Source organism: Saccharopolyspora rhizosphaerae (assembly GCF_003931915.1).
Lineage (GTDB): Bacteria > Actinomycetota > Actinomycetes > Mycobacteriales > Pseudonocardiaceae > Saccharopolyspora > Saccharopolyspora rhizosphaerae.
On sequence record NZ_RSAA01000005.1, the window covers coordinates 1 to 18,622 of the forward strand.

Genomic DNA, 18,622 nt, shown 5'->3' on the forward strand with positions numbered 1-18,622 from the left:
GGCATCTCGTGCTCGGCCAACCGGATCTGATGCCGACCGGACTCAGCCAGCCCCAGGTCCTTCACGGCGAACTCCAGGCCGTTGACCTTCTGCAACTGAACACTCATGATTCGTTCTCTCCCGGAGAAAGTTCCATCGACAGATCTGTCCGAAATGGACATGCGGCGGATTCGGCCGCGGCGATCACGCGGAGCCGGAGTCGGCTCAACACGGCGTTCGCTCGTCGGCCGGCGGCCGCGATCCTCCTCGCGACATCAAAAAAGGGCACCTCCGTCAGGAGGCGCCCTTACCGTGCTGTCCCTTTACCCCGCGGGCCGAGCGTGGCGGACGTGGTGTCCGTTGCAGCGCCTCTCAGCCAGCGGTCGCGCTCCGCACCGGAGCGCATCAAGTCGGTCGAACCGGCGTGCCTGAAATTCTGGTGACCGCCGCCGACTTTGTCAACCTGGTCACCCAGCACCCGCGCGCACGGCGCACACCCCCGATCTCGCTGCGGCGCAGTGATCCCCACCACGGCGGTCGAGAACGCCGTGTACTCCCCACTTCGGGACGAGCTCGGCGGGCGCAGGTCGTCCCTCCACTGAGATCACCGCCGGGCGCGAACAACGCCCGGTCGGGGCGTCACAGACACAGGTGCGCGGACCGCCTCCCCGCGCCTCCCCTCCTCAGAGGTGCTCGCCAGCCGGAGCTGGTGGGACCGCTGTTGCACCTGGGGCGGCGGCGTGGTGCTCGACGCCCGGGCCCAGGACGTGGCGCGGACGCGCGGAGGCGACCGGTTGGAAGTTCTCGCGCGAAGCCTTCACCATCGACACCGAGCAGGTGGTCGTCCTACTGACCGACGTCGGTTCGACGTGGGCGTCGAACAGCGCGCCCCGGCTCCGCGCACCGCGGTCCCAGCCCAGCTGAGCCCGTCGCCTCGCCCGCCCTGCACCGGGCGGGCGCGCTGCGGTGCGCGCGGACCGGCACGGCGGCTGCCTCGGAAGCGGAGGGCCATGGGTGAGAGCTACCGGTTGGAAGACGCGGCCAGGTTGGACGAGGAACTCCGCGACCTGGTCCGCGAGATCAGCCGCGCCGCCGCGTGGTCGTACCGGTTCTCCGACGGAGAGCTGACCTGGTCAGCCGGGATGGCAGGACTCCTCCAGATCGAGGGAGCCGACCCCGAGGTGATCCGGCAGCGCCTGGGCGACCTGATCTCGCCGATGGTGCGGTCCGCCCAGGCTCGCCAGGCCCCGGAGTCGCAGTCGGTGGAAGAACTGTTCTACACGCCTTCTGGGGAGGCGCGCTCGGCCTTCCTGCGGTGCACCCGCACGCGCTACCGGGGCAAGGACTGCCTGGTGGGCATCGCGGTCGAAGCCATCCCGCCGTTGAGCGACGAGCTCGACCGGGACGTCGCCGACCGCTACCGGCGACTGATCGAGATGAACCCCGACGCGGTGTGCGTGCACCAGGACGGCGCCATCGTCTACGTCAACCCCGCCGGGGTGCGGATGATGCGCGCCTCCTCCGCCGACGACATCGTGGGCCACCCGATCACCAAGTTCGTCGCCGAGAAATCCCGCCCGAGCCTGTTCTCTCGGTTGTCGGTGGCCAACGAACCCGGCACGACCACCGAACCCGCCGAGGCCGAGATGATCCGGGTGGACGGCTCCCGGATGCTGGTCGAGTCGGTGGCGGTGCGCACCAGCTGGCACGGGCGCCCGGCGTTCCAGGTGATACTCCACGACGTGACGGCGCAGCGGGCGGCGGAAGCGGCGCTGCGCTACCAGGCGGCGCTGGTCGAGCACGTCAGCAACGCCATCATCGCCACCAGCTGGGACGGCGAGGTGACCAGCTGGAACCCGGCGGCCGAGCAGATCTACGGCTACTCGTCGGACCAGGCGCACGGGCGACCGGTCACCGAGGTGGTGGCCGCGAGCATCGATCCCGCGACGCTGCTGACCGTGGGCGGGACGACCGAGGCCAAGCACCGGCACGCGGACGGCTCGCCGGTGCTGGTGCGGATCTCCGCGGCGGAGATGAGCGACGGCTACGTGCTGGTGTGCACCGACGAGACAGCCCGGCGCACCGCTGAGCAGCGCTACGCCACGGTGGTCAACCTGCTCGACGAAGGCGTGCTCATCATCGACAAGGCAGGGCGCATCGTCACCGCGAACCCCGCCGCCGCGAACATCCTGGGGTTCCGCGAGGACGAGCTGCTGGGTGCCTCCCCAGAGACGTGGGAGACCTTCGACGAGGAGGGCGAACCGCTCCCGGTGGCCCCCTCGCTGCACACCCGCTTCACGGGCGAGCCGGAGAACCGGCGCGTCGCGCGATTCGAACGCGCGGACGGCAGCAGCGTGTGGCTGGCGATCTCGGCCCAGTCCCTTACCCCGGAGGACTCACCACCGCACCGGACGATGGTGTCGTTCACCGACATCACCGAGCCGCGCGCGTTCCGCAAGCAGCTGGAGCGGGAGGCCACCCACGACCCGTTGACCGGTCTGGCCAACAGGACCATGGTGCTGCGCCGGCTGCAGGCGGCGATGTCCGAACCTGGCCGGACGATGCCGACCGGCGTGATGTTCATCGACCTCGACAAGTTCAAGATCATCAACGACTCGCTGGGTCACGTGGTCGGCGACGAGGTGCTGCGGGTGGCCGGCGAGCGGCTGCGCGCCGTGATGCGCTCCGACGAGCACGTCGGCAGGCACGGCGGGGACGAGTTCGTCGTGCTGGTGCACGAGGAGGCCGACGCACCGCGGCTGCACGCGCTGGCGGACCGCCTCCGGCGGCGGCTCACCGAGCCCATCATGATCGAGGGCAGGCAGCTGCACGTCGACGCCAGCATCGGCATCGTGCTGGTCCCGTCCGGCGACCCGCGCACCCCCGAGGACGTGCTGCGCGACGCTGACGTGGCGATGTACGAGGCCAAGACGCGCGGGCGCGGGCGAGTCGCGTTCTTCGACGTGCAGCTGCGCGAGCGGTTGCAGCGCTACTTGGAGCTGGAGCAAGACCTGCGCGCGGCGGTCGACCACGGCGAGCTGTGGCTGGCCTACCAGCCGATCGTGAACCTGCACTCGAACCGGGTCGCCGCCGTGGAGGGGTTGCTGCGCTGGACGCACCCGCGCCACGGGACGGTCTCCCCGGAGGAGTTCATCCCGATGGCCGAGGAGAGCGACCTGATCCACAGCATCGGGGCCTGGGTGCTGTCCACGGCCGTGGAGCAGATCGCGACCTACCGGGACAAGTTCGACCTGGACCTGCGGCTCAAGGCCAACCTGTCGGTGCGGCAGCTGGAGGACCCGGAGCTGCCGCAGGCGGTGGACGACGCGCTGCGCGCCAGCGGCCTGCCCGCCAAGGCGCTGTCGCTGGAGATCACCGAGAGCGCGCTGATGCACGACCCCGCCACCGCCGCCCGGATGCTCCAGGAACTGCGGCGCTACGGCGTGCGCCTGGCCATCGACGACTTCGGCACCGGCTACTCGTCGCTGGCCCAGCTGCTGCGGTTGCCGCTGGACTCGCTGAAGATCGACCGGTCGTTCATCAACGACATCGCACGGTCGCGCGACTCCGAGGCGCTGGTCACCAGCATCATGGCGATGGCCCACGCCGTGGACCTCGGCGTGATCGCCGAAGGCGTGGAGAACGCCTCGCAGCTGGCGGTGCTGCGCAGACTGGGCTGCGACCAGGCGCAGGGCTACTACCTGGGGCGCCCCACGCCGGTCCACGAGCTGGCCGGCACGATCGAGGTGGCCAACCGGCGGGCGATCATCGAATGAGCGGGTTGCGTGGTGCAACCCGCTATCCTCGTGCCCATGCGGCGGACCTCCCTGGCTCACTGGCCCTGTTCGATCGCGCGTGCCCTGGACCTGCTGGGCGACCAGTGGACGCCGTTGGTGCTGCGGGAGGCGTTCTACGGCGTCCGCCGCTTCGACGACTTCCAGGACTCGCTGGGCATCGCCCGCAACACGCTCACCGAGCGGCTGCGCAGGCTGGTTGACGAAGGGCTGTTCGACAAGCGCCGCTACCAGGACGAACCGCCCCGCTACGACTACGTGCTCACCGAGAAGGGCCGCGACTTCTACGGGGTGCTGGCGGCGATGGCCCGCTGGGGCGATCGGTGGCTGGCGGGCACCGAGGGCGTTCCGGTCGTCCTGCACCACGACCGGTGCGGCCACGACACCCACGCCGAGGTGGTCTGCGCGGCCTGCCGCGAACCGCTCAGCGCCGAGGAGACCTCCAGCCGCCTCGGGCCGGGTTACCCGCCCGCGCTGACCGAGCACCCGGAGGTGCGGCGCCGCTTCGGCTGACGCCGCAGGTCCACCGGATCACACCGCCTGCGTGTCCAGCCCGCGGACCAGGTCCAGCGCGCGGGCGAGGGTGGTCAGGCGTTCGTCGAGCGTGTCCCCCGCCGGGTAGAGGCGGAGGGTGGTCACCCCGGTGTCGCGCCAGACGCGCAGGCGTTCCCGCACCACCTCCTCGGTGCCGATCAGCGTGGTGGCCAGCACCATCTCGTCGGTGACCAGCGCTGCCGCCCCCTCGCGGTCGCCCGCCTGCCAGCGTTCGCGGACCGCTTCGGCGGCCTCGCTCCAGCCTTGGCGGGCGTAGGCGCGGTGGTAGAAGTTGGTGGTGGCCGTCCCCATCCCGCCCAGCGAGAAGGCGAGCCCGCGCTTCCGCTCGGCCACCAGTTCGCTCAGTTCAGCGGGGTCGGGGGCGAACGCGACCTCGGCTCCCTGGCAGATGTCGAGCTGGTCGCGGGTCCGCCCGGCCTTGGCGAGCCCGGCGTCGAGGTGTCCGAAGTAGGCGTCGGCGCCTTCGGGCACGAAGCTGGTCCCGAGCCACCCGTCGGCGATCTCGCCGGTGAGCTCCAGCATCTTCGGCGACAGCGTGGCCAGGTGGACGGGCACCTCCACCGGTGGGATCGACACGCGCATCGGACGGGACTCGCCCGGGCGCGGGATGGTGAAGTGCTCGCCGCTGTGCTCGACCTTCTCGCCGGCGAACACCTGCCGCACGATCTCCACCGTCTCGCGCATCCGGCTCAGCGGGCGGGCGAAGTCGACACCGTGCAGGCCCTCGACCACCTGCGGCCCGGAGGCGCCGAGGCCGAGGTGGAAACGTCCTCCGCTCAGGTGCGCGAGGCTCATCGCGGCCTGGGCGATGGCGACCGGGGTCCGCGTGCCCAGCTGCATGATCCCGGAGCCGAGCAGGATGGTGTCGGTGCTGGCGGCCAGGTGCCCCAGGGTGGTCGGGGCGTCCGAGCCCCAGGCCTCAGCGACCCAGCACATGTCCAGGCCCAGCTTCTCGGCTTCGCGGACGAACTCGAGGTTCTCGTGCCAGTTCCCGGCGGAGGCCTCGATGGTCGTGGCGGTGCGCATCAGGCGCTCGCCTCGGCGAGCCGCTTGATGCCGGCGAGGTTGGCGCTCATGCCGCGTTCGAACTCGCGCAGCCGGACGAAGACGATCTTCTCCTCCTTCTCCGGCATGCGTTCGATGGCCAGGCTCAGCCCGGACCGGGCCGGCCCCATCCGCACCCACTGCCGCAACCGGGTGCCGTCGCCGTCAGGACGCAGCGAGAAGCGCCAGGACGCCATCGGGTGGTCCGGGTCGTTGACCGCCCAGCCGAAGGCGCGCTCGGGTTCGAACTCCACCACGTGCGAGGTCGTGGTCCACTCCCCCAGCGCTTCGTTGCGGTTGCGTCCGGTGAACCGGGCGCCGAGCGACGGACCGTCCGCACCGTCGAGCCACTCGACCTCCTGCAGCTCGTCGCTGAGCCGGGCGATCAGCCCCAGGTCGGTGACCAGCTCCCACACCCGCTGCGGTGGGGCCTCGATCCACTCCTCGACCTCGACCGTCGGCCCGTCGGCGTAGCGCGCGCCCGTCCACTCCATGCTCAGCGACCTCCTCGTCGTGCGGCAGTGACCAGTAGGGTTGCGTGATGCAACCCGCTGTGTCAACAGATCACGACGAACAGGTCGTCAGCTCGTCTGCGAGGTGGAAGCGGGCAAGGGGACGTCCGGCAGCACGACCCGCCGGGCACCCTCCAGCGCGTGCTTGATCTGGGTGACCAGCTCCCGGCCGCTCGACGAGCAGGCGAACGCCGCCCGCGCGTGCTCGTCGATCGCGGCCTCTTCGGGCACCTCGATCTCCATGTGCCGGAAGACGTGCGTCATGCCGTCGACCTCGGAGATGCTGTAGGTGATGGTCACCGACGACGACCCGTCGACGGAGCGGACGATCCAGCGACGCCCCGGTTCGGCCTCCAGGATCGCCCAGTCCTCACCGCGGTCCTCGTGCCAGGTGGTTCCCGCCGGCCGCCTCCCCGGCGGCACCAGCGTCCAACCTGGATCGTCCACCGGACGGCCGTCGTCCCAGTTGGCCGGGTTGGTGATGTAGCTGTAGACGTCCATGGCCGAACACGCGATGTCGGTCTCGGCCTTCGTCGAATAGAAGGGCATGGCTCCAGCGTCCTTCCACTCGTTCCCCCCGGACGCCCCGCGACCGGATTACCCCCACCGGGTCCATTGTTGGGCCCGAAAGGGAATCAGCAACTCGATGACGAGCACGTGATCGGCCCACAGCCACGCCGCTCGTCCGAAGTGGTGGCGCACGACACACTTCGAGGCGAACGTGAAAGCTCCTGCACCACAACCACTTTCAGGCCAGCCTCTGCCGCGGTGGAGAACTCGCCGACGCGCGGGAGCCGCACCTTACCGGATCCACCGATCACGGCAAGGTCGCGAAGGCGTCTCGCGTTGCGTTCTGAACCGTCGCTGACCCGCAGGTTCTTCACAACGGCAACATCGTCTCGTGCCTCCCGACATGTCACCCGGTAGGTGGGTTTCCAGATCGATTCCGAAGTCCGCGAACGGGTCCGTCGCCCGCCCGCCGCAAGGCCCAGAGGCGGAAGGAGCGACCCGGCGACCGCCCGCGACCAGCGCATGTACGGTGACTGGCGAACCCACCGGCCGGCCCGCCCGGCGGTGATCCGCAGGAGCGTCCACAGGAGACTTACGACCGATGCAACCGAGTAACGAGCAGGACCGGGCGAAGTGGGCCGCGGGCACGGCGGTCATCGACGCCTACATCCGCGACGGCATGAAGCTCGGCCTGGGCTCGGGCACCACCTCGCACTGGTTCGTCCGCGCGCTGGGCGAAGCAGTGTCCCAGGGCCTCGACGTGGTCGGCGTGCCCACCTCGACCGGCACCCGTGACCTGGCGCTCGAGGTCGGCGTGCCGCTGACCACCCTGGCCGAGGCCGGCAAGCTGGACCTCACCGTCGACGGCGCGGACGAGATCGACCCCGCGGGCCACATGATCAAGGGCGGCGGCGCTTGCCTGCTGTGGGAGCGCATCATCGCCGACACCTCCCACAAGATGGTGTGCGTCGTCGACGAGGGCAAGGTCGTCGACCAGCTCGGCAAGTTCCCGCTGCCGATCGAGGTCGTGCAGTACGAGTGGCAGGCCACCGAGCGCGCCATCGGCGAGCTGCTGGACAAGCTCGGCCAGCCGGGCGTGAAGCTGACCCGCCGTGAGAAGGACGGCGGACCGCTGGTCACCGACAGCGGCAACTTCATCCTCGACGCGCACCTCGAAGCCATCAAGGACCCGATCGCGCTGGACTCGCAGCTCAACTGGATCCCGGGCGTGGTGGAGAACGGCCTGTTCACCGGCATCGCCGCCGAGGTCGTCATCGGTCGCGGCGACGGCAGCCACGAGATCCGCGACGTCTCCGCGACGCCGTCGGCCCGCCCGTCGACCCGCGGGCGCTGACACCGCAACAGCCGCACGAGGGGGCCGTGAGCACCGCGCTGTCGGCCCCCTCGTCGTCGGTCAGGTTCCGGCGTAGCAGTAGGAGTCCGACGAGGCGTCCCCGCCCTGCAGCCGGATCTGGTGGGCTCGACGACCGCGGAAGTCGTCGCCGTGGAGGAAGAAGGACTCGTCCACGGTCAGGCGGCCGCGCTCGGGATCGGTGGCGAGCCGGGCCATCCAGGCGCCCACGCCGTCCGGGTAGAACTGGTCGTCCCAGGCCCCGTAGAGCGAGTTCGTCAGGTAGATCCGCCGCCCGTCGCGGCTGACCTCGACCATCTGCGGTCCCCCGGCCAGCGGCAGGTCCGGCGCCGCCGGGTGCGGGAGCCGCTCGGTGATGCCGCCCAGGCGGACCGCACCGGTCTCGCGCGGCCGGGCCGGATCGCTGACGTCGTACTGCTTGAGCTCCCCGGTCCCCCAGCAGGAGACGTAGAGGAACCGGTCGTCGACGCTGAGGTTGATGTCGGTGACCAGCGGCGGGACCGCCCCGAAGGGCTGCAGCGCGGGCGGCAGCTGGTCGGTCTCGGCCTTCTCCGCGGGGATCGTGATGACCTTGTCGGCCTTCCACTGGTCGGCGTCGCGGTGCCAGCGCCACACCGATGCCGACAGGTCCTCGGTGCTGATCACCACTCCGGCGAAACCCCAGGTCGCGTTGGGGTCGTGCGAGGGCCGCAGCTCCAGCACCATCTGGTGCTCCGGGCCCAGTTCCACGCGCTGCACGTGCTTGCCCTCGGTGAGGTCCCAGAAGTGCAGGGCGTGGCCGTACTGGTTGCCCAGCAGCAGCTCCGGGACGACGCCGTCCTCGATCATCGACGGCGTCCCCCACTCGCTGGAGATCAGCGTGTTCTGGTTGAGGTGCCACCAGGCGTCGTAGGCGAGGTGCTGGGGCCCGCGATCGGTCTCCCAGGCCCGCACGACCTCGAACGTGTCGTGGTCGAGCACCGCGATCCCGCCCGGGCCGTCGCTGCCGTTCGCGGAGCCCAAGCAGGACAGGTAGATCCCGTCGGGACCGCAGTGCAGCGTGTGCGGCCGGGAGTAGCCGGCCCGCGACGCGAGCTCGTCGGCGGGGATGGTGCGCACCAACCGCGGCTGCTTCGGGTCGGGCTGGGTGTCGTAGACGTGGATGTGGGAGGAGCGCAGCCCCGGGAGCAGCAGGTAGCGGCGTTGCAGTCCCTCGGTGTGGTGGCCGGCGTGGGCGAAGGCGCTGCTGCAGGCGTTCCAACCGAAGTGGTGGAGCTCGTCGCCCGTGGTGGGCAGGTCGACCCAGCCCACGACCCGCCCGTGCTCGGCGGAATCCGGGTCGGTGTCGACGACGGCGAGCGCGTCGGGCCGCTGCGCCGCGCGGTCGAAGGTGACCACGTAGGCCAGCTTCTCCCGCGGCGCGGCGATCGCCTCCGCAGGGCTGCGGTAGAAGGTCGGATCGACCGTGGGTGTGCTCATCTCGGCCTCCTCGGGAGAGGGCGTGCGCCCTTCCAGGATGGTCCGACGGCTCCGCCGCGGCGACCCCGCCCGCATCGCAGGACCCGGTCGCCGAGGCGTCGACTACAGGTGAGCGCAGCGCAGCCGCTTGTCCAGCCGGTAGGTGGTGTCCAGGACGACGTCCTGGCCGCTCAACCAGGCCGGGTCCTGACCCGGGTGCACCGTGTGCACGATGACCAGGTCCCACGCCCTCGCCTCGACCCCTTCACCCGACAGCAGGGTGGTCTCACCCAACTCGACGGAGGGCACGTAGGGGTCCGCGTAGGAGACCCGCACCCCGGACGCGGTCAGCTCGGACATGATCTCCAGGGCCGGCGACTCGCGGACGTCGGCCACACCCGGCTTGTAGGCCACACCCAGCACCAGCACATCGGCTCCGGCGAACGGCTTGCCCCGGTCGGCCAGCAGCTGCCGGGCCCGGTCCACCACCCGGCGAGGCCGGGCCGCGATCGAGCCCATCGCCGCGTTCATCAGCGGCGCCGGGAGTCGCTGCGCGCGCAGCTGCCACAGCAGGTAGTGGGTGTCGCAGGGGATGCAGTGGCCGCCGACTCCCGGACCAGGGTGGAACGGCATGAACCCGTAGGGCTTGGTGGCCGCCGCCTCGATCACCTCGATGGGGTCGACGCCGAAAGCGCGGCAACTGTCGGCGAACTCGTTGACCATCGCGATGTTGACCGCGCGGAAGCTGTTCTCCAGCAGCTTGGTCAGCTCCGCCGCCTCCGGTGAGGTCACGGTGTGCACGGCGGCTGCGGTGGCGGCGACGGCCGCTTCGGCGCGTCGCCCGCACTCGGTGGTCACCCCGCCGACGACCCGCGGCGTCGCACGTCGGTCGTGACGGGTGACGCCGGGATCGATGCGTTCCGGGCTGAAGGCGACGTGGACGTCTTCGCCCACCGTCCAGCCGTTGCGGTGGCGCAGCGGCTCGGCGATCAGGTCGCGGGTGCAGCCCACGTAGGTCGTGGAGGTCAGCACGATCGTCTGGTCCGGCACGGCGTTGGCGACCACCGACGCGCAGGCGGCGGTCAACGCGCGCATGTCGGGGACCAGGTGGGTGTCGACCGGCGTGGGCACCGAGATCAGCACCGCTTCAGCCTCGCTGATCGCTGCCGCGTTGGTCGTCACCGCCAGTCGCCCCGCCGACAGAGCTCGGCTGAGCCGTTCGCGGTCGGCGTCGGAGATGTCGACGTGCTGGGACTTGATCGCCAGCAAGCGGTTCTCGTCGATGTCGACACCGGTCACGGTGATCCCGGCTTCGGCCAGGGACAGAGCGGTCGGCAGTCCGACGTAGCCGAGACCCACGACCACCGCGCGGGTGGGTCGCGGATCCGCCGTTGCCCTTCTCCGGTCCGAATCCACCTCTGCCCCTTGCATCTTCGGAGTGCTCATCGCTGGGGGACTCCTCGTCGTGTGCTCGCTTCCGCGTCGAAAGCTCGCTGTGTGCAGGCGGATTCACCGATCCGCCGAAGCGGTTCCGGTGCTGGGACCGGTTGTGGTGTTCGCCGGCGTGGTGGGCACGCCGACCGGGAGATGTCGACCACCGTGCACCAGCGTGGTGCTACAAGTTAGGGCACAAAGACCCGTGCTCTGACTCAGGACTTACGCCCCACCCTCCGGAGCACCGGCTCGCGCACACTCAGTGTGTTGGACAGGTGGCACACCGTGTCCGCGACCGCGACGACCGGTCCGCCCGAGGAGGTCCCATGGGCCAGGAGCAGTGGGACCGCCACGACATCGCCGCCTACCTCGGGATCCAGGTCAACTCCGTGAACGCATGGCTCTCCCGGCACGGCATCGCCCCGGTCGCCCGGCGCCCGGCCGGGCGCGGGGCCCTGGCCAACCTCTACGACGCCGACGAGGTTAAACGCGTCCGGGAGGCGGGTCGCCGGCACCGGAAGAACTGACCTGGAGGCCGGCCTTCCCGGGACGGTGCCACGCGGTGAGCGCCGTGACGGTCGCGAGCAACAACCCGGCCACCAGCAGCACGTTGAGCACACCGACCACTCCCAGCGCCACGACCGTGACCACGGGCGCCACGCGCACCGCGTCCAGCAGCACGACGCGTCGGGCGCCCGGCTTCGCCGGGAGAGCGGGAAGCCCTTCGGCTTCGTCCTCGGGCGGCGTCGGCGGTCGTGGGCTGGTCCAGCGCCCGGAAGACCGGGTGCGCCACATCCGGTAGAAGGTCCACATCGTCGCCACGGCCTCCACGGCCCGCACGAACAGGAACCCGACCCCGTAGATGAGCAGGCTCGGGCGGCGGCGCACCACCGCGGCCACGCAGGTGACCAGGTAGTCGGGCAGGAACAGGAAGACGGCGAGGTCGAACGGCGACAGCCACGGCGCCAGCACCGCGTGGACCTCGCGGTAGACCGGCCAGTCCAGCGCCCAGCCCCCGGTCAGCGGCACCAGCAGCAAGAGCACTGCTCCGGCGACGATGCCCAGGATGAGCACGCTCGAGGTGACGACTTCGAGCATCAACGCCCCCGTGGCGAACCAGAACCGCCCGAACCAGACGCCGTGCCTGCGCAAGGTCTGCCACAACCCGAGCGACCACCGCCGCACTTGCCGGTAGTAGTCGGGCAGGTTGTCCGGGTCCTCCGTGGAGGCGTTCACCGAAGGCGAGAAACCGACCTTGCCGAGCCGCTTGTGGTGCAGCTCGAAGGTCATGTTGAAGTCCTCGATGATCAGGCCCGGTGGGTTCAGGTCGATCTTCGGCAGCACCGAGGTGCGGTACATGCTGGCGAACCCGGGAGCGATCGGGACCACGTTGATGTTGCGCCAGGACTGGCCGTAGCGCATCCACTGCATCACCGTCCACAACCTCGCGCGGTAGGAGGTCAGCAGCCGTCCGGTGAAGGTGTGGTCCTCCGGGCTCCACGGTGGCCGGACGTAACCCGCGATGGCGGCCATGCGCGGGTCGTCGAACATGGGCAGGGCGTGGGTCAGGTAGTCGGCGCCGACCTCGGTGTCGGCGTCGACGAGCAGCACCGCGGCGAAACGCCGGATGATCTGGAAGTACTCGATCGCCTCCTCGATGGCGCCCGCTTTCCCGCGCCCGGGGTTGAGTTCCAGCACGCGGACTCCGTGGGCCGCGGCGATCTCCGCCGTGCGGTCCCGGCAGCCGTCGGCGAGCACGTGCACGTTGACCGCCGGCACGAGCCGCAGCGTCGAGTTGATGGCGAGGGTGATGCCCAGTTCCTCGTCGTGGGCGGGGATGAGGACGGCGACGTCGGCGGGACGCAGGCGGTTCGGGGGTGCGCTCCGCTCTGCGGAGGCGGGACGGCGGCGCTCGTCGAGGCAGCGCAGGATCGAGAACACCGACCACACCGGGACGTTGATCCCGAACACGAGGAACAGCAGGAGCCATTCCACCGTCCTCACCTCTTCTCCGTTGAAATCCCACGGACGGCCGCCCTCGCCAATGCGACAACGAGGAGCGGGTTGGTACAAGTGCTTTTCACCCGTTCAGGTATTCATTTTTTCCGACCCTGGATTCGGTTGCTACATGGTGGTGCACAGTGTGTGCGGAGGGGTCGTTCGGCCAGCAAGACCGAGCAACGCGCCCGCTCCCGTGGAGAATCCTGTATTCGCAGGTGAAACCCACGCACAGTGGACGTCCCGCGGTCGGCGCGCGACGCCCTCCCACTCGATGATGCGGGAATGACATGCGTTTCTTGATTACCGGCGGAGCCGGTTTCATCGGCTCCCACCTCACCCGTCATCTCATTTCGGAAGGGCACAAAGTCCTCGTTCTCGACAATTTCAGCACCGGATCCGCGTGCAATCTGAATTCGGATCCCGGGAACGCTCTTCCGACGGTCGTCGACGGTTCGGTGTGCGACGCGGAGCTGGTCGACGACTGCACGAGCCAGGTCGACGGGGTGTTCCACCTGGCCGCGGCCGTCGGGACCTTCACCATCGCGCGCAAGACGATCGAGAGCCTGCGCACGAACTTGCACGGCACCGAGGCGGTCGTGGAGGCCGCCTGCCGCCACCGGGTGCCGCTGCTGCTGGCGTCCACCAGCGAGGTCTACGGCCTCAACCCGAAGGCGGGGCTCACCGAGGACGACGACCGCGTGCTGGGCTCTCCCCCGCACAGCCGTTGGTCCTACGCCGAGGCCAAGTCGGTCGACGAGACCATCGTGCACGCGCACGTCGTCGAACACGGCCTCGACGCGGTGATCGCGCGGCTGTTCAACACCGTGGGGCCGGGCCAGAGCGGCGAGTACGGCATGGTCATCCCCCGCTTCGTGCGGCAGGCGCTGGCCGGCGAACCGCTCACCGTCTTCGGCGACGGAACCCAGGTCCGCTGCTTCTGCCACGTCCTGGACGTCGTGCCGGCGCTGGTGGCGCTGCTGCTCGACCGGGACGCCCGCGGGGAGGTGTTCAACGTCGGCGGGTCCGACCCGGTCCGCATCGAGGACCTCGCCCGTCGCGTGCTCGCGATCACCGGAGCCTCGGGCGGCATCGTTCACGTCCCGTACGACACGTTCTTCGAAGCCGGTTACCGCGACACGCCGCACCGGCTGCCGGACTGCGCGAAAGCCCGCGCACGCATTGGTTTTCGGCCTACCTGCGATCTCGACGAGATCATCAGCTCGGTGGTCGCCGACCAGCGAGCGCACGCGTTGACCAGGGGCGGCTGAGCTGTGAGACGGGTGCTGCCGGTGTGCGGCGCCGCGCTGGGCGCGGTGCTCGCGCTGGTCGCGGCCGCCTGCACCGCGCCGGTGCCCGCCGACGCGGGCTGCGAACCACCGGACCGAACGACGGCCATGTCGGTGCCGTACTGGAACCTCGAGGACGGAGCGGAGACCGTGGGCGATCACGCGTCCGAACTGGACGTGGTCTCGCCCTGGGTCCACGGGATCGCGCCCGACGGCACGATCGCCGCGCAGTCCTCCGGCAGGCCGGACGAGGACGTGCACCTGGACTCGCTGCTGTCCGCCGGACCGGACGTGGTACCGACGATCTCCAACCACTACGACGGTGAGTGGCGCAGCGAACCCCTCACCGGGATCCTGCACGACCCGGCACGCACCCGGAGCCACGTCGAGGCGCTGGCGCAGTTCGCGCTCGACGGCGGCTTCCCGGGCATCGACATCGACTACGAGGACCTGCGGCCTGAGGACGGCCCGGCGTTCACCCGGTTCGTCAGGGAGCTGGCCGACCGACTGCACACCGAGGACCTGCGCCTGTCGGTCACGGTCGCCCCCAAGACCGAGGACGAGAGCGACAACGAATCCGCGCGAGCGCTGGACTACCGGGCTCTCGGCGACGCCGCCGACTCGGTGCGGATCATGGCGTACGACTACCACTGGGAAACCTCCGACCCCGGGCCCGCCGCGCCGGAACCGTGGTTGCGCGAGGTCCTGGGCTACGCGTTCGCGCGCGTGCCCGCGGACAAGCTCGTGCTGGGGATCCCGGTCTACGGCTACGACTGGAGCGAGGGGTACGGCACGTCGGTGTCCTCCGCACGCGCCCTGCGGCTGGCCCAACGGCACGGTGTGCAGCCGGTGTGGGACGAGGAGGGCGGTTCCGCGTGGTTCGAGTACCAGGCGGCCGGCGTCGACCACGTCGTCTGGTTCGAAGACGCCCGCAGCACCGCGGTCAAGCTCCGCCTCGCTCGTGAGCTCGGCGTGCGCGCGGTGCACCTGTGGGCCTACGGCCCGGAAGCCCCCGGGCTCTGGGAAGAACTCGATTCGGGCTGGGAACGAGCCTGCCCGTGACGCTGAGGGGAGAAAGGACATGGACTGCCGCATCGGGGACGAGTTCCTCGCACACCAACGAGTTCTGGTGGTCGCGCCGCACGCCGACGACGAGACCTACGGCTGCGCGGGCACGATCGCCCGGATCAAATCGCTCGGCGGCGAGACCTACGTCGTCGTCGGCTCCGTCGCCTCCATCGAGCAGTACGGAGGTCGGCAGGTCTCAGGCCTGCGGACCGTCACCGCCGACACCCGCATCGCGGAGTTCCAGAGCGTCGCCGAACTGCTCAAGGTCGACGACTGGGAGGTGCTGTTCAGCGGGCCCGACCAGCACATGGCGCTCGACGCCGTGCCGCGGCGGGAGCTCACCCGGCTGCTGGAGCGCGACGCCCGGCTGTCCATCGAGAACCTCCGGCCGAGCATGGTGATGATCCCGGCGATCAGCTACAACCAGGACCACGAAGCGCTGCACAGGGCGTGCGTCACCGCGACCCGCCCGTCGGCTCCCGGCGAGCGCCACTTCGTCCCCCACGTCCTCTGCTACGACAACACGAGCTTGTTCTGGACTCCGGAGCGCGAGCGCTTCACGCCCGACCTCTTCGTCGACATCAGCGAATTCATGCAGCTCAAGCTGCAGGCGATGGGTCTGCACGCCTCGCAGGTCAAGAACCCGCTCTACCACGGAAGTCCCGAAGGTCTGGAGTTGCAGTCGCGGTGGCGCGGCAGGGAGATCTCCGCCGAGGCCGCGGAGGGCTACAAGGCGATGCGGGTGGTGCTGTGATGACCGCCGTCTCGATCCACCAGCCCAACTTCCTGCCGTGGACCAAGTTGATGGCCAAGATCGTCGCGAGCGACGTGCACGTCGTCTACGACACCGCCCAGTACACGCGCAGCGAGTTCCACGCCCGGCAGCGGATGAAGAACCAAGCAGGAGGCACGTCGTGGCTGAGCGTGCCCGTGGTGCACACGGGCGATCTGCAGCTGTTGCGGGAGGTGCGCGTCGACCACCGGCAGAACTGGCAGCGCGGGCACCTCAAGCACCTCAAGGTGCACTACCGGCGCACGCCCCACTTCGACGAGCTGTACGAGCTGGTCCGGGAGGTGTACCGGCGCGACCACGAACTCCTCGTCGACCTCAACCTGGGCCTGACCACCGCGCTGTGCGACTACCTCGGCGTGCGCACCCGGTTCGTGCGCGCGTCGGAGCTCGGTGTCCCGGTTCCCGAAGGACGGCAGGAGCGGCTGCTGCAACTCGTCCGCGGCGTGGGCGGGGACGCGCACCTGACCAGCAGCGGCAGCACGTACGCCGTCGACTGGTCACCGTTCCACCGGGCCGGTGTTCCGGTGCTCGACCAGGTCTTCGAGCACCCCGTGTACGCCCAGCCGCACGGCGAGTTCGTCCCCGCGCTCGGCGTGCTGGACCTGCTCTTCGTGGAAGGGCCCGCCGCAGCGGACACGATCCGGGCGTCGACCCGCTTCCGCGCTTCCACGCCGTCCTCCGTCGCCGATCCACAGAGGAGCGCCGTTCGCTGATCCGTCAACTTCCTCACGCTGCGCGCACAGCGCCGTCGCTCGGTTCCGCCATGCGCGGCCCCTCGTCGGACCTGGTCTGCCCGCGTGACGCCTGTGCTGGTCACCAGCGGTCATACCGGGCACCGCGGGGTGCCCGGTCGAGTGGCTTTGCCCGAAACAGGGCATCTGCCTTCCGCTTGCGGGCAACCCTCGTCGAGTGCGCGACGTGGAACAGGTGTCGCGATGCCAAGGTCCGCACCACGCGGGCCGCTGGGGGCCACCACACCGAGATCACAGATCAGGGACACACCTGTGCGCTCGCGCTCGTGTGAGCAGTGCTGACTGGGAGGAAAGATGTCGAGAACGACGTTGCGCAGCAAGGGCTTCACGGCCACCGTGGCCGTCGCGGGGGGCTTGCTGCTGGCCGGGTCGAGCATGGGCCTGGCTGCTGCCGAGACCGGTACCGAGCAGGACGAGGTCACGCAGGCCATGGATCGCGCCTGCCAGGACGGGTACCTGTGCGTCTGGTCCGAGCCCGGGGGACGTGGCGAACGCGTCGACCTGTACGTGTGCGGCCCGACCGACCTGCCCTGGGCCGTCGGTTCCTGGTACAACAACCAGTTCACCGGGACCGTCGCGAGCTTCTGGGGGCCGGACGCCAACGGGCAGCTGGTCGAGCAGTACTCGTCCGAGGCGCCCGAGCTCAGCCACGACAACCGCGGTTTCGAGACGACGCAGATCAATCCGTGCTGACCTTGCTGTGACATGACAGGAACCGCTCGGCCACCGCCGCCGTGCTCGGTGGTGGCCCGGGCGGAGCCGACTGGGGGTGGGGACTCGGCACACGTGGTCGATCCTCGCGCAGGAAGTCGAGGACCACGGCCGCCGCGCGCGGTCGTGGTCGTCGGCGTGCCGCACCGGTGATGGCACGATGGGCTCCATGACGCGATGGAGCAGCGAGCAGTTGCCGGACCTGGCCGGGAAGACGGTCGTCATCACCGGCGCGAACAGCGGACTCGGGCTGGAGACGGCGCAGGCGCTCGGACGCGCGGGCGCGCACGTCGTGCTGGCCGTGCGCGACGTCGCCAAGGGTGACCGGGCGGCGGGGAGCGTGCCGGGATCGGCCGAGGTGCGCCGGCTCGACCTCGGTAGCCTCGCCTCGGTGCGCGAGTTCTCCGAAACCTCGAACGACGAGATCTCGGTGCTCATCAACAACGCCGGGGTCATGTTCCCGCCGGAGGGCACCACCCAGGACGGGTTCGAGCTGCAGTTCGGCACCAACCACCTGGGGCACTTCGCGCTGACGAACCTGCTGCTGCCGCAGATCACCGACCGCGTGGTCACGGTCTCCTCCGCGATGCACCGGTCGGTGAAGGGAATCCGTTGGGAGGACCCGAACTTCACCGGCGCCTACGACCCGCAGAAGGCCTACGGCCAGTCCAAGCTCGCGAACTTGCTGTTCACCCTGGAGCTGCAGCGGCGGCTCGCCGAGGCGGGCTCGACTGTCCGGGCCACGGCCGCGCACCCGGGCTACTCGGCGACGAACTTGCAGAGCCACGCGGGCAACGCCCTGTTGCGGCGGCTCATGTCGCTCAGCAACCTCGTCGTCGCGCAGTCGGCGCAAGCCGGTGCGCTGCCCACGCTCTACGCCGCGACCCAGGACCTGCCGGGCGCCAGCTACGTCGGTCCGGACGGCCCGTTCGAACTCCGGGGCTCCCCCACCCTGGTCGGCCGCAGCCAGGCCGCCAGCGACCCGGAAGCGGCACGGCGTCTCTGGACGCTGTCCGAGCACCTCACCGGGACCACCTTCCCCCTCCCCGCCGGGTCCTGAGACCGCTCCGGACGGAGTCGCGGCGTGGTCAGCTGAGGCCGTGGGGCGTGATGACGTCGGCGTGGAACCGCGCTCTGGACTTGGGCGTCCGGGCGAGGGTGGCGTGGTCGACGTCGACCAGGTCGACGCGCTTGCTGAAGCCCAAGGCCCGCTCGAAGGTGTCCAGCAGGGACCAGATCCGCGCGAAGCGGTCCCCAGTGGGCCCGTCGCGCCCGCCTTCGGTGACGCCGCCCCGCCTGGCAGCTGGAGGTGGCCGCGTCCCAGGCGAAACCGTCTGGGAACCGCACCTGTTCACCCCTCTGCGCACTCCTCGT

At 70.2% G+C, this 18,622-nt stretch carries 17 protein-coding genes; 10 read left to right on the plus strand and 7 right to left on the minus strand.

Annotated elements, in window-relative coordinates; all coding sequences use genetic code 11:
* The first annotated feature begins 989 nt into the window (after positions 1–989).
* Positions 990–3,755, plus strand: coding sequence for a sensor domain-containing protein (locus EIL87_RS04905; protein WP_125088964.1), 2,766 nt, complete (start codon positions 990–992; stop codon positions 3,753–3,755).
* A gap of 36 nt (positions 3,756–3,791) precedes the next feature.
* Positions 3,792–4,286, plus strand: a complete 495-nt coding sequence (locus EIL87_RS04910; RefSeq protein WP_125088965.1) for a winged helix-turn-helix transcriptional regulator — start codon at positions 3,792–3,794, stop codon at positions 4,284–4,286.
* A gap of 18 nt (positions 4,287–4,304) precedes the next feature.
* Here the strand turns inward: EIL87_RS04910 and EIL87_RS04915 are convergent, their stop codons facing one another.
* From EIL87_RS04915 to EIL87_RS04925, 3 genes are all read right to left on the minus strand, one after another.
* Positions 4,305–5,354: an LLM class flavin-dependent oxidoreductase gene (locus tag EIL87_RS04915; protein ID WP_125088966.1), complete on the minus strand. Its 1,050-nt coding sequence runs from the start codon at positions 5,352–5,354 to the stop codon at positions 4,305–4,307.
* Positions 5,354–5,866: an SRPBCC family protein gene (locus EIL87_RS04920; RefSeq protein WP_125088967.1), complete on the minus strand. Its 513-nt coding sequence runs from the start codon at positions 5,864–5,866 to the stop codon at positions 5,354–5,356. The genes EIL87_RS04915 and EIL87_RS04920 overlap by 1 nt, the downstream gene beginning before the upstream one ends.
* Positions 5,867–5,953: 87 nt before the next feature.
* Positions 5,954–6,433 carry an SRPBCC family protein gene (locus EIL87_RS04925; RefSeq protein WP_125088968.1) on the minus strand — a complete coding sequence of 160 codons (480 nt, stop codon included), beginning with the start codon at positions 6,431–6,433 and terminating at the stop codon, positions 5,954–5,956.
* A 562-nt stretch (positions 6,434–6,995) separates the two neighbouring features.
* Here EIL87_RS04925 and rpiA point away from each other — a divergent pair.
* Positions 6,996–7,748, plus strand: coding sequence for a ribose-5-phosphate isomerase RpiA (rpiA, locus tag EIL87_RS04930; protein ID WP_125088969.1), 753 nt, complete (start codon positions 6,996–6,998; stop codon positions 7,746–7,748).
* Positions 7,749–7,808: 60 nt separating this feature from the next.
* Here the strand turns inward: rpiA and EIL87_RS04935 are convergent, their stop codons facing one another.
* A complete protein-coding gene (locus EIL87_RS04935) occupies positions 7,809–9,224 on the minus strand; it encodes a selenium-binding protein SBP56-related protein (RefSeq protein WP_125088970.1) in 1,416 nt (471 codons plus the stop codon).
* A 102-nt stretch (positions 9,225–9,326) separates the two neighbouring features.
* On the minus strand, positions 9,327–10,649 hold the full coding sequence (locus EIL87_RS04940) for a nucleotide sugar dehydrogenase (protein WP_233576033.1): 1,323 nt from the start codon (positions 10,647–10,649) through the stop codon (positions 9,327–9,329).
* A 314-nt stretch (positions 10,650–10,963) separates the two neighbouring features.
* Here EIL87_RS04940 and EIL87_RS04945 point away from each other — a divergent pair, with 314 nt between their 5' ends.
* Positions 10,964–11,164 carry a hypothetical protein gene (locus EIL87_RS04945; protein ID WP_125088971.1) on the plus strand — a complete coding sequence of 67 codons (201 nt, stop codon included), beginning with the start codon at positions 10,964–10,966 and terminating at the stop codon, positions 11,162–11,164.
* On the opposite strand, the gene EIL87_RS04950 is transcribed toward EIL87_RS04945, so the two are convergent.
* Positions 11,121–12,632 carry a glycosyltransferase gene (locus EIL87_RS04950; protein WP_158628586.1) on the minus strand — a complete coding sequence of 504 codons (1,512 nt, stop codon included), beginning with the start codon at positions 12,630–12,632 and terminating at the stop codon, positions 11,121–11,123. The genes EIL87_RS04945 and EIL87_RS04950 overlap by 44 nt on opposite strands.
* 293 nt (positions 12,633–12,925) lie before the next feature.
* Between EIL87_RS04950 and EIL87_RS04955 the strand changes: the two genes are divergently transcribed.
* From EIL87_RS04955 to EIL87_RS04980, 6 genes are all read left to right on the plus strand, one after another.
* Positions 12,926–13,906, plus strand: a complete 981-nt coding sequence (locus tag EIL87_RS04955) for an NAD-dependent epimerase/dehydratase family protein (protein WP_125088973.1) — start codon at positions 12,926–12,928, stop codon at positions 13,904–13,906.
* 3 nt (positions 13,907–13,909) lie between these two features.
* Complete coding sequence (locus tag EIL87_RS04960; RefSeq protein ID WP_125088974.1) at positions 13,910–14,986, plus strand: glycosyl hydrolase family 18 protein; 1,077 nt, start codon at positions 13,910–13,912, stop codon at positions 14,984–14,986.
* 19 nt (positions 14,987–15,005) lie between these two features.
* Positions 15,006–15,746 carry a PIG-L deacetylase family protein gene (locus EIL87_RS04965; RefSeq protein WP_125088975.1) on the plus strand — a complete coding sequence of 247 codons (741 nt, stop codon included), beginning with the start codon at positions 15,006–15,008 and terminating at the stop codon, positions 15,744–15,746.
* Positions 15,746–16,498, plus strand: coding sequence for a WbqC family protein (locus EIL87_RS04970; RefSeq protein ID WP_125088976.1), 753 nt, complete (start codon positions 15,746–15,748; stop codon positions 16,496–16,498). The genes EIL87_RS04965 and EIL87_RS04970 overlap by 1 nt, the downstream gene beginning before the upstream one ends.
* 333 nt (positions 16,499–16,831) lie before the next feature.
* Entirely contained in the window at positions 16,832–17,230 is a 399-nt protein-coding gene (locus EIL87_RS04975; RefSeq protein ID WP_125088977.1) for a peptidase inhibitor family I36 protein, read from the plus strand.
* Between the two features lie 187 nt (positions 17,231–17,417).
* Complete coding sequence (locus tag EIL87_RS04980; RefSeq protein ID WP_199740259.1) at positions 17,418–18,308, plus strand: oxidoreductase; 891 nt, start codon at positions 17,418–17,420, stop codon at positions 18,306–18,308.
* 28 nt (positions 18,309–18,336) lie between these two features.
* Here EIL87_RS04980 and EIL87_RS27680 read toward each other — a convergent pair whose 3' ends face one another.
* Positions 18,337–18,615 (minus strand): family 1 glycosylhydrolase, encoded by a 279-nt coding sequence (locus tag EIL87_RS27680; RefSeq protein WP_125088978.1) that lies wholly within the window; start codon positions 18,613–18,615, stop codon positions 18,337–18,339.
* Between the last annotated feature and the right edge of the window lie 7 nt (positions 18,616–18,622).

Excerpts from the sequence above, each read along its gene's own strand:
- EIL87_RS04975 (WP_125088977.1), top strand. The coding sequence starts at position 16,832 with ATGTCGAGAACGACGTTGCGCAGCAAGGGCTTCACGGCCACCGTGGCC.
- EIL87_RS04980 (WP_199740259.1), top strand. The coding sequence starts at position 17,418 with ATGACGCGATGGAGCAGCGAGCAGTTGCCGGACCTGGCCGGGAAGACG.
- EIL87_RS04905 (WP_125088964.1), top strand. The coding sequence starts at position 990 with ATGGGTGAGAGCTACCGGTTGGAAGACGCGGCCAGGTTGGACGAGGAA.
- EIL87_RS04955 (WP_125088973.1), top strand. The coding sequence starts at position 12,926 with ATGCGTTTCTTGATTACCGGCGGAGCCGGTTTCATCGGCTCCCACCTC.
- EIL87_RS04965 (WP_125088975.1), top strand. The coding sequence starts at position 15,006 with ATGGACTGCCGCATCGGGGACGAGTTCCTCGCACACCAACGAGTTCTG.
- EIL87_RS04920 (WP_125088967.1), bottom strand. The coding sequence starts at position 5,866 with ATGGAGTGGACGGGCGCGCGCTACGCCGACGGGCCGACGGTCGAGGTC.
- EIL87_RS04970 (WP_125088976.1), top strand. The coding sequence starts at position 15,746 with ATGACCGCCGTCTCGATCCACCAGCCCAACTTCCTGCCGTGGACCAAG.
- EIL87_RS04945 (WP_125088971.1), top strand. The coding sequence starts at position 10,964 with ATGGGCCAGGAGCAGTGGGACCGCCACGACATCGCCGCCTACCTCGGG.
- EIL87_RS04940 (WP_233576033.1), bottom strand. The coding sequence starts at position 10,649 with ATGAGCACTCCGAAGATGCAAGGGGCAGAGGTGGATTCGGACCGGAGA.
- rpiA (WP_125088969.1), top strand. The coding sequence starts at position 6,996 with ATGCAACCGAGTAACGAGCAGGACCGGGCGAAGTGGGCCGCGGGCACG.
- EIL87_RS04925 (WP_125088968.1), bottom strand. The coding sequence starts at position 6,433 with ATGCCCTTCTATTCGACGAAGGCCGAGACCGACATCGCGTGTTCGGCC.
- EIL87_RS04935 (WP_125088970.1), bottom strand. The coding sequence starts at position 9,224 with ATGAGCACACCCACGGTCGATCCGACCTTCTACCGCAGCCCTGCGGAG.
- EIL87_RS04915 (WP_125088966.1), bottom strand. The coding sequence starts at position 5,354 with ATGCGCACCGCCACGACCATCGAGGCCTCCGCCGGGAACTGGCACGAG.
- EIL87_RS04910 (WP_125088965.1), top strand. The coding sequence starts at position 3,792 with ATGCGGCGGACCTCCCTGGCTCACTGGCCCTGTTCGATCGCGCGTGCC.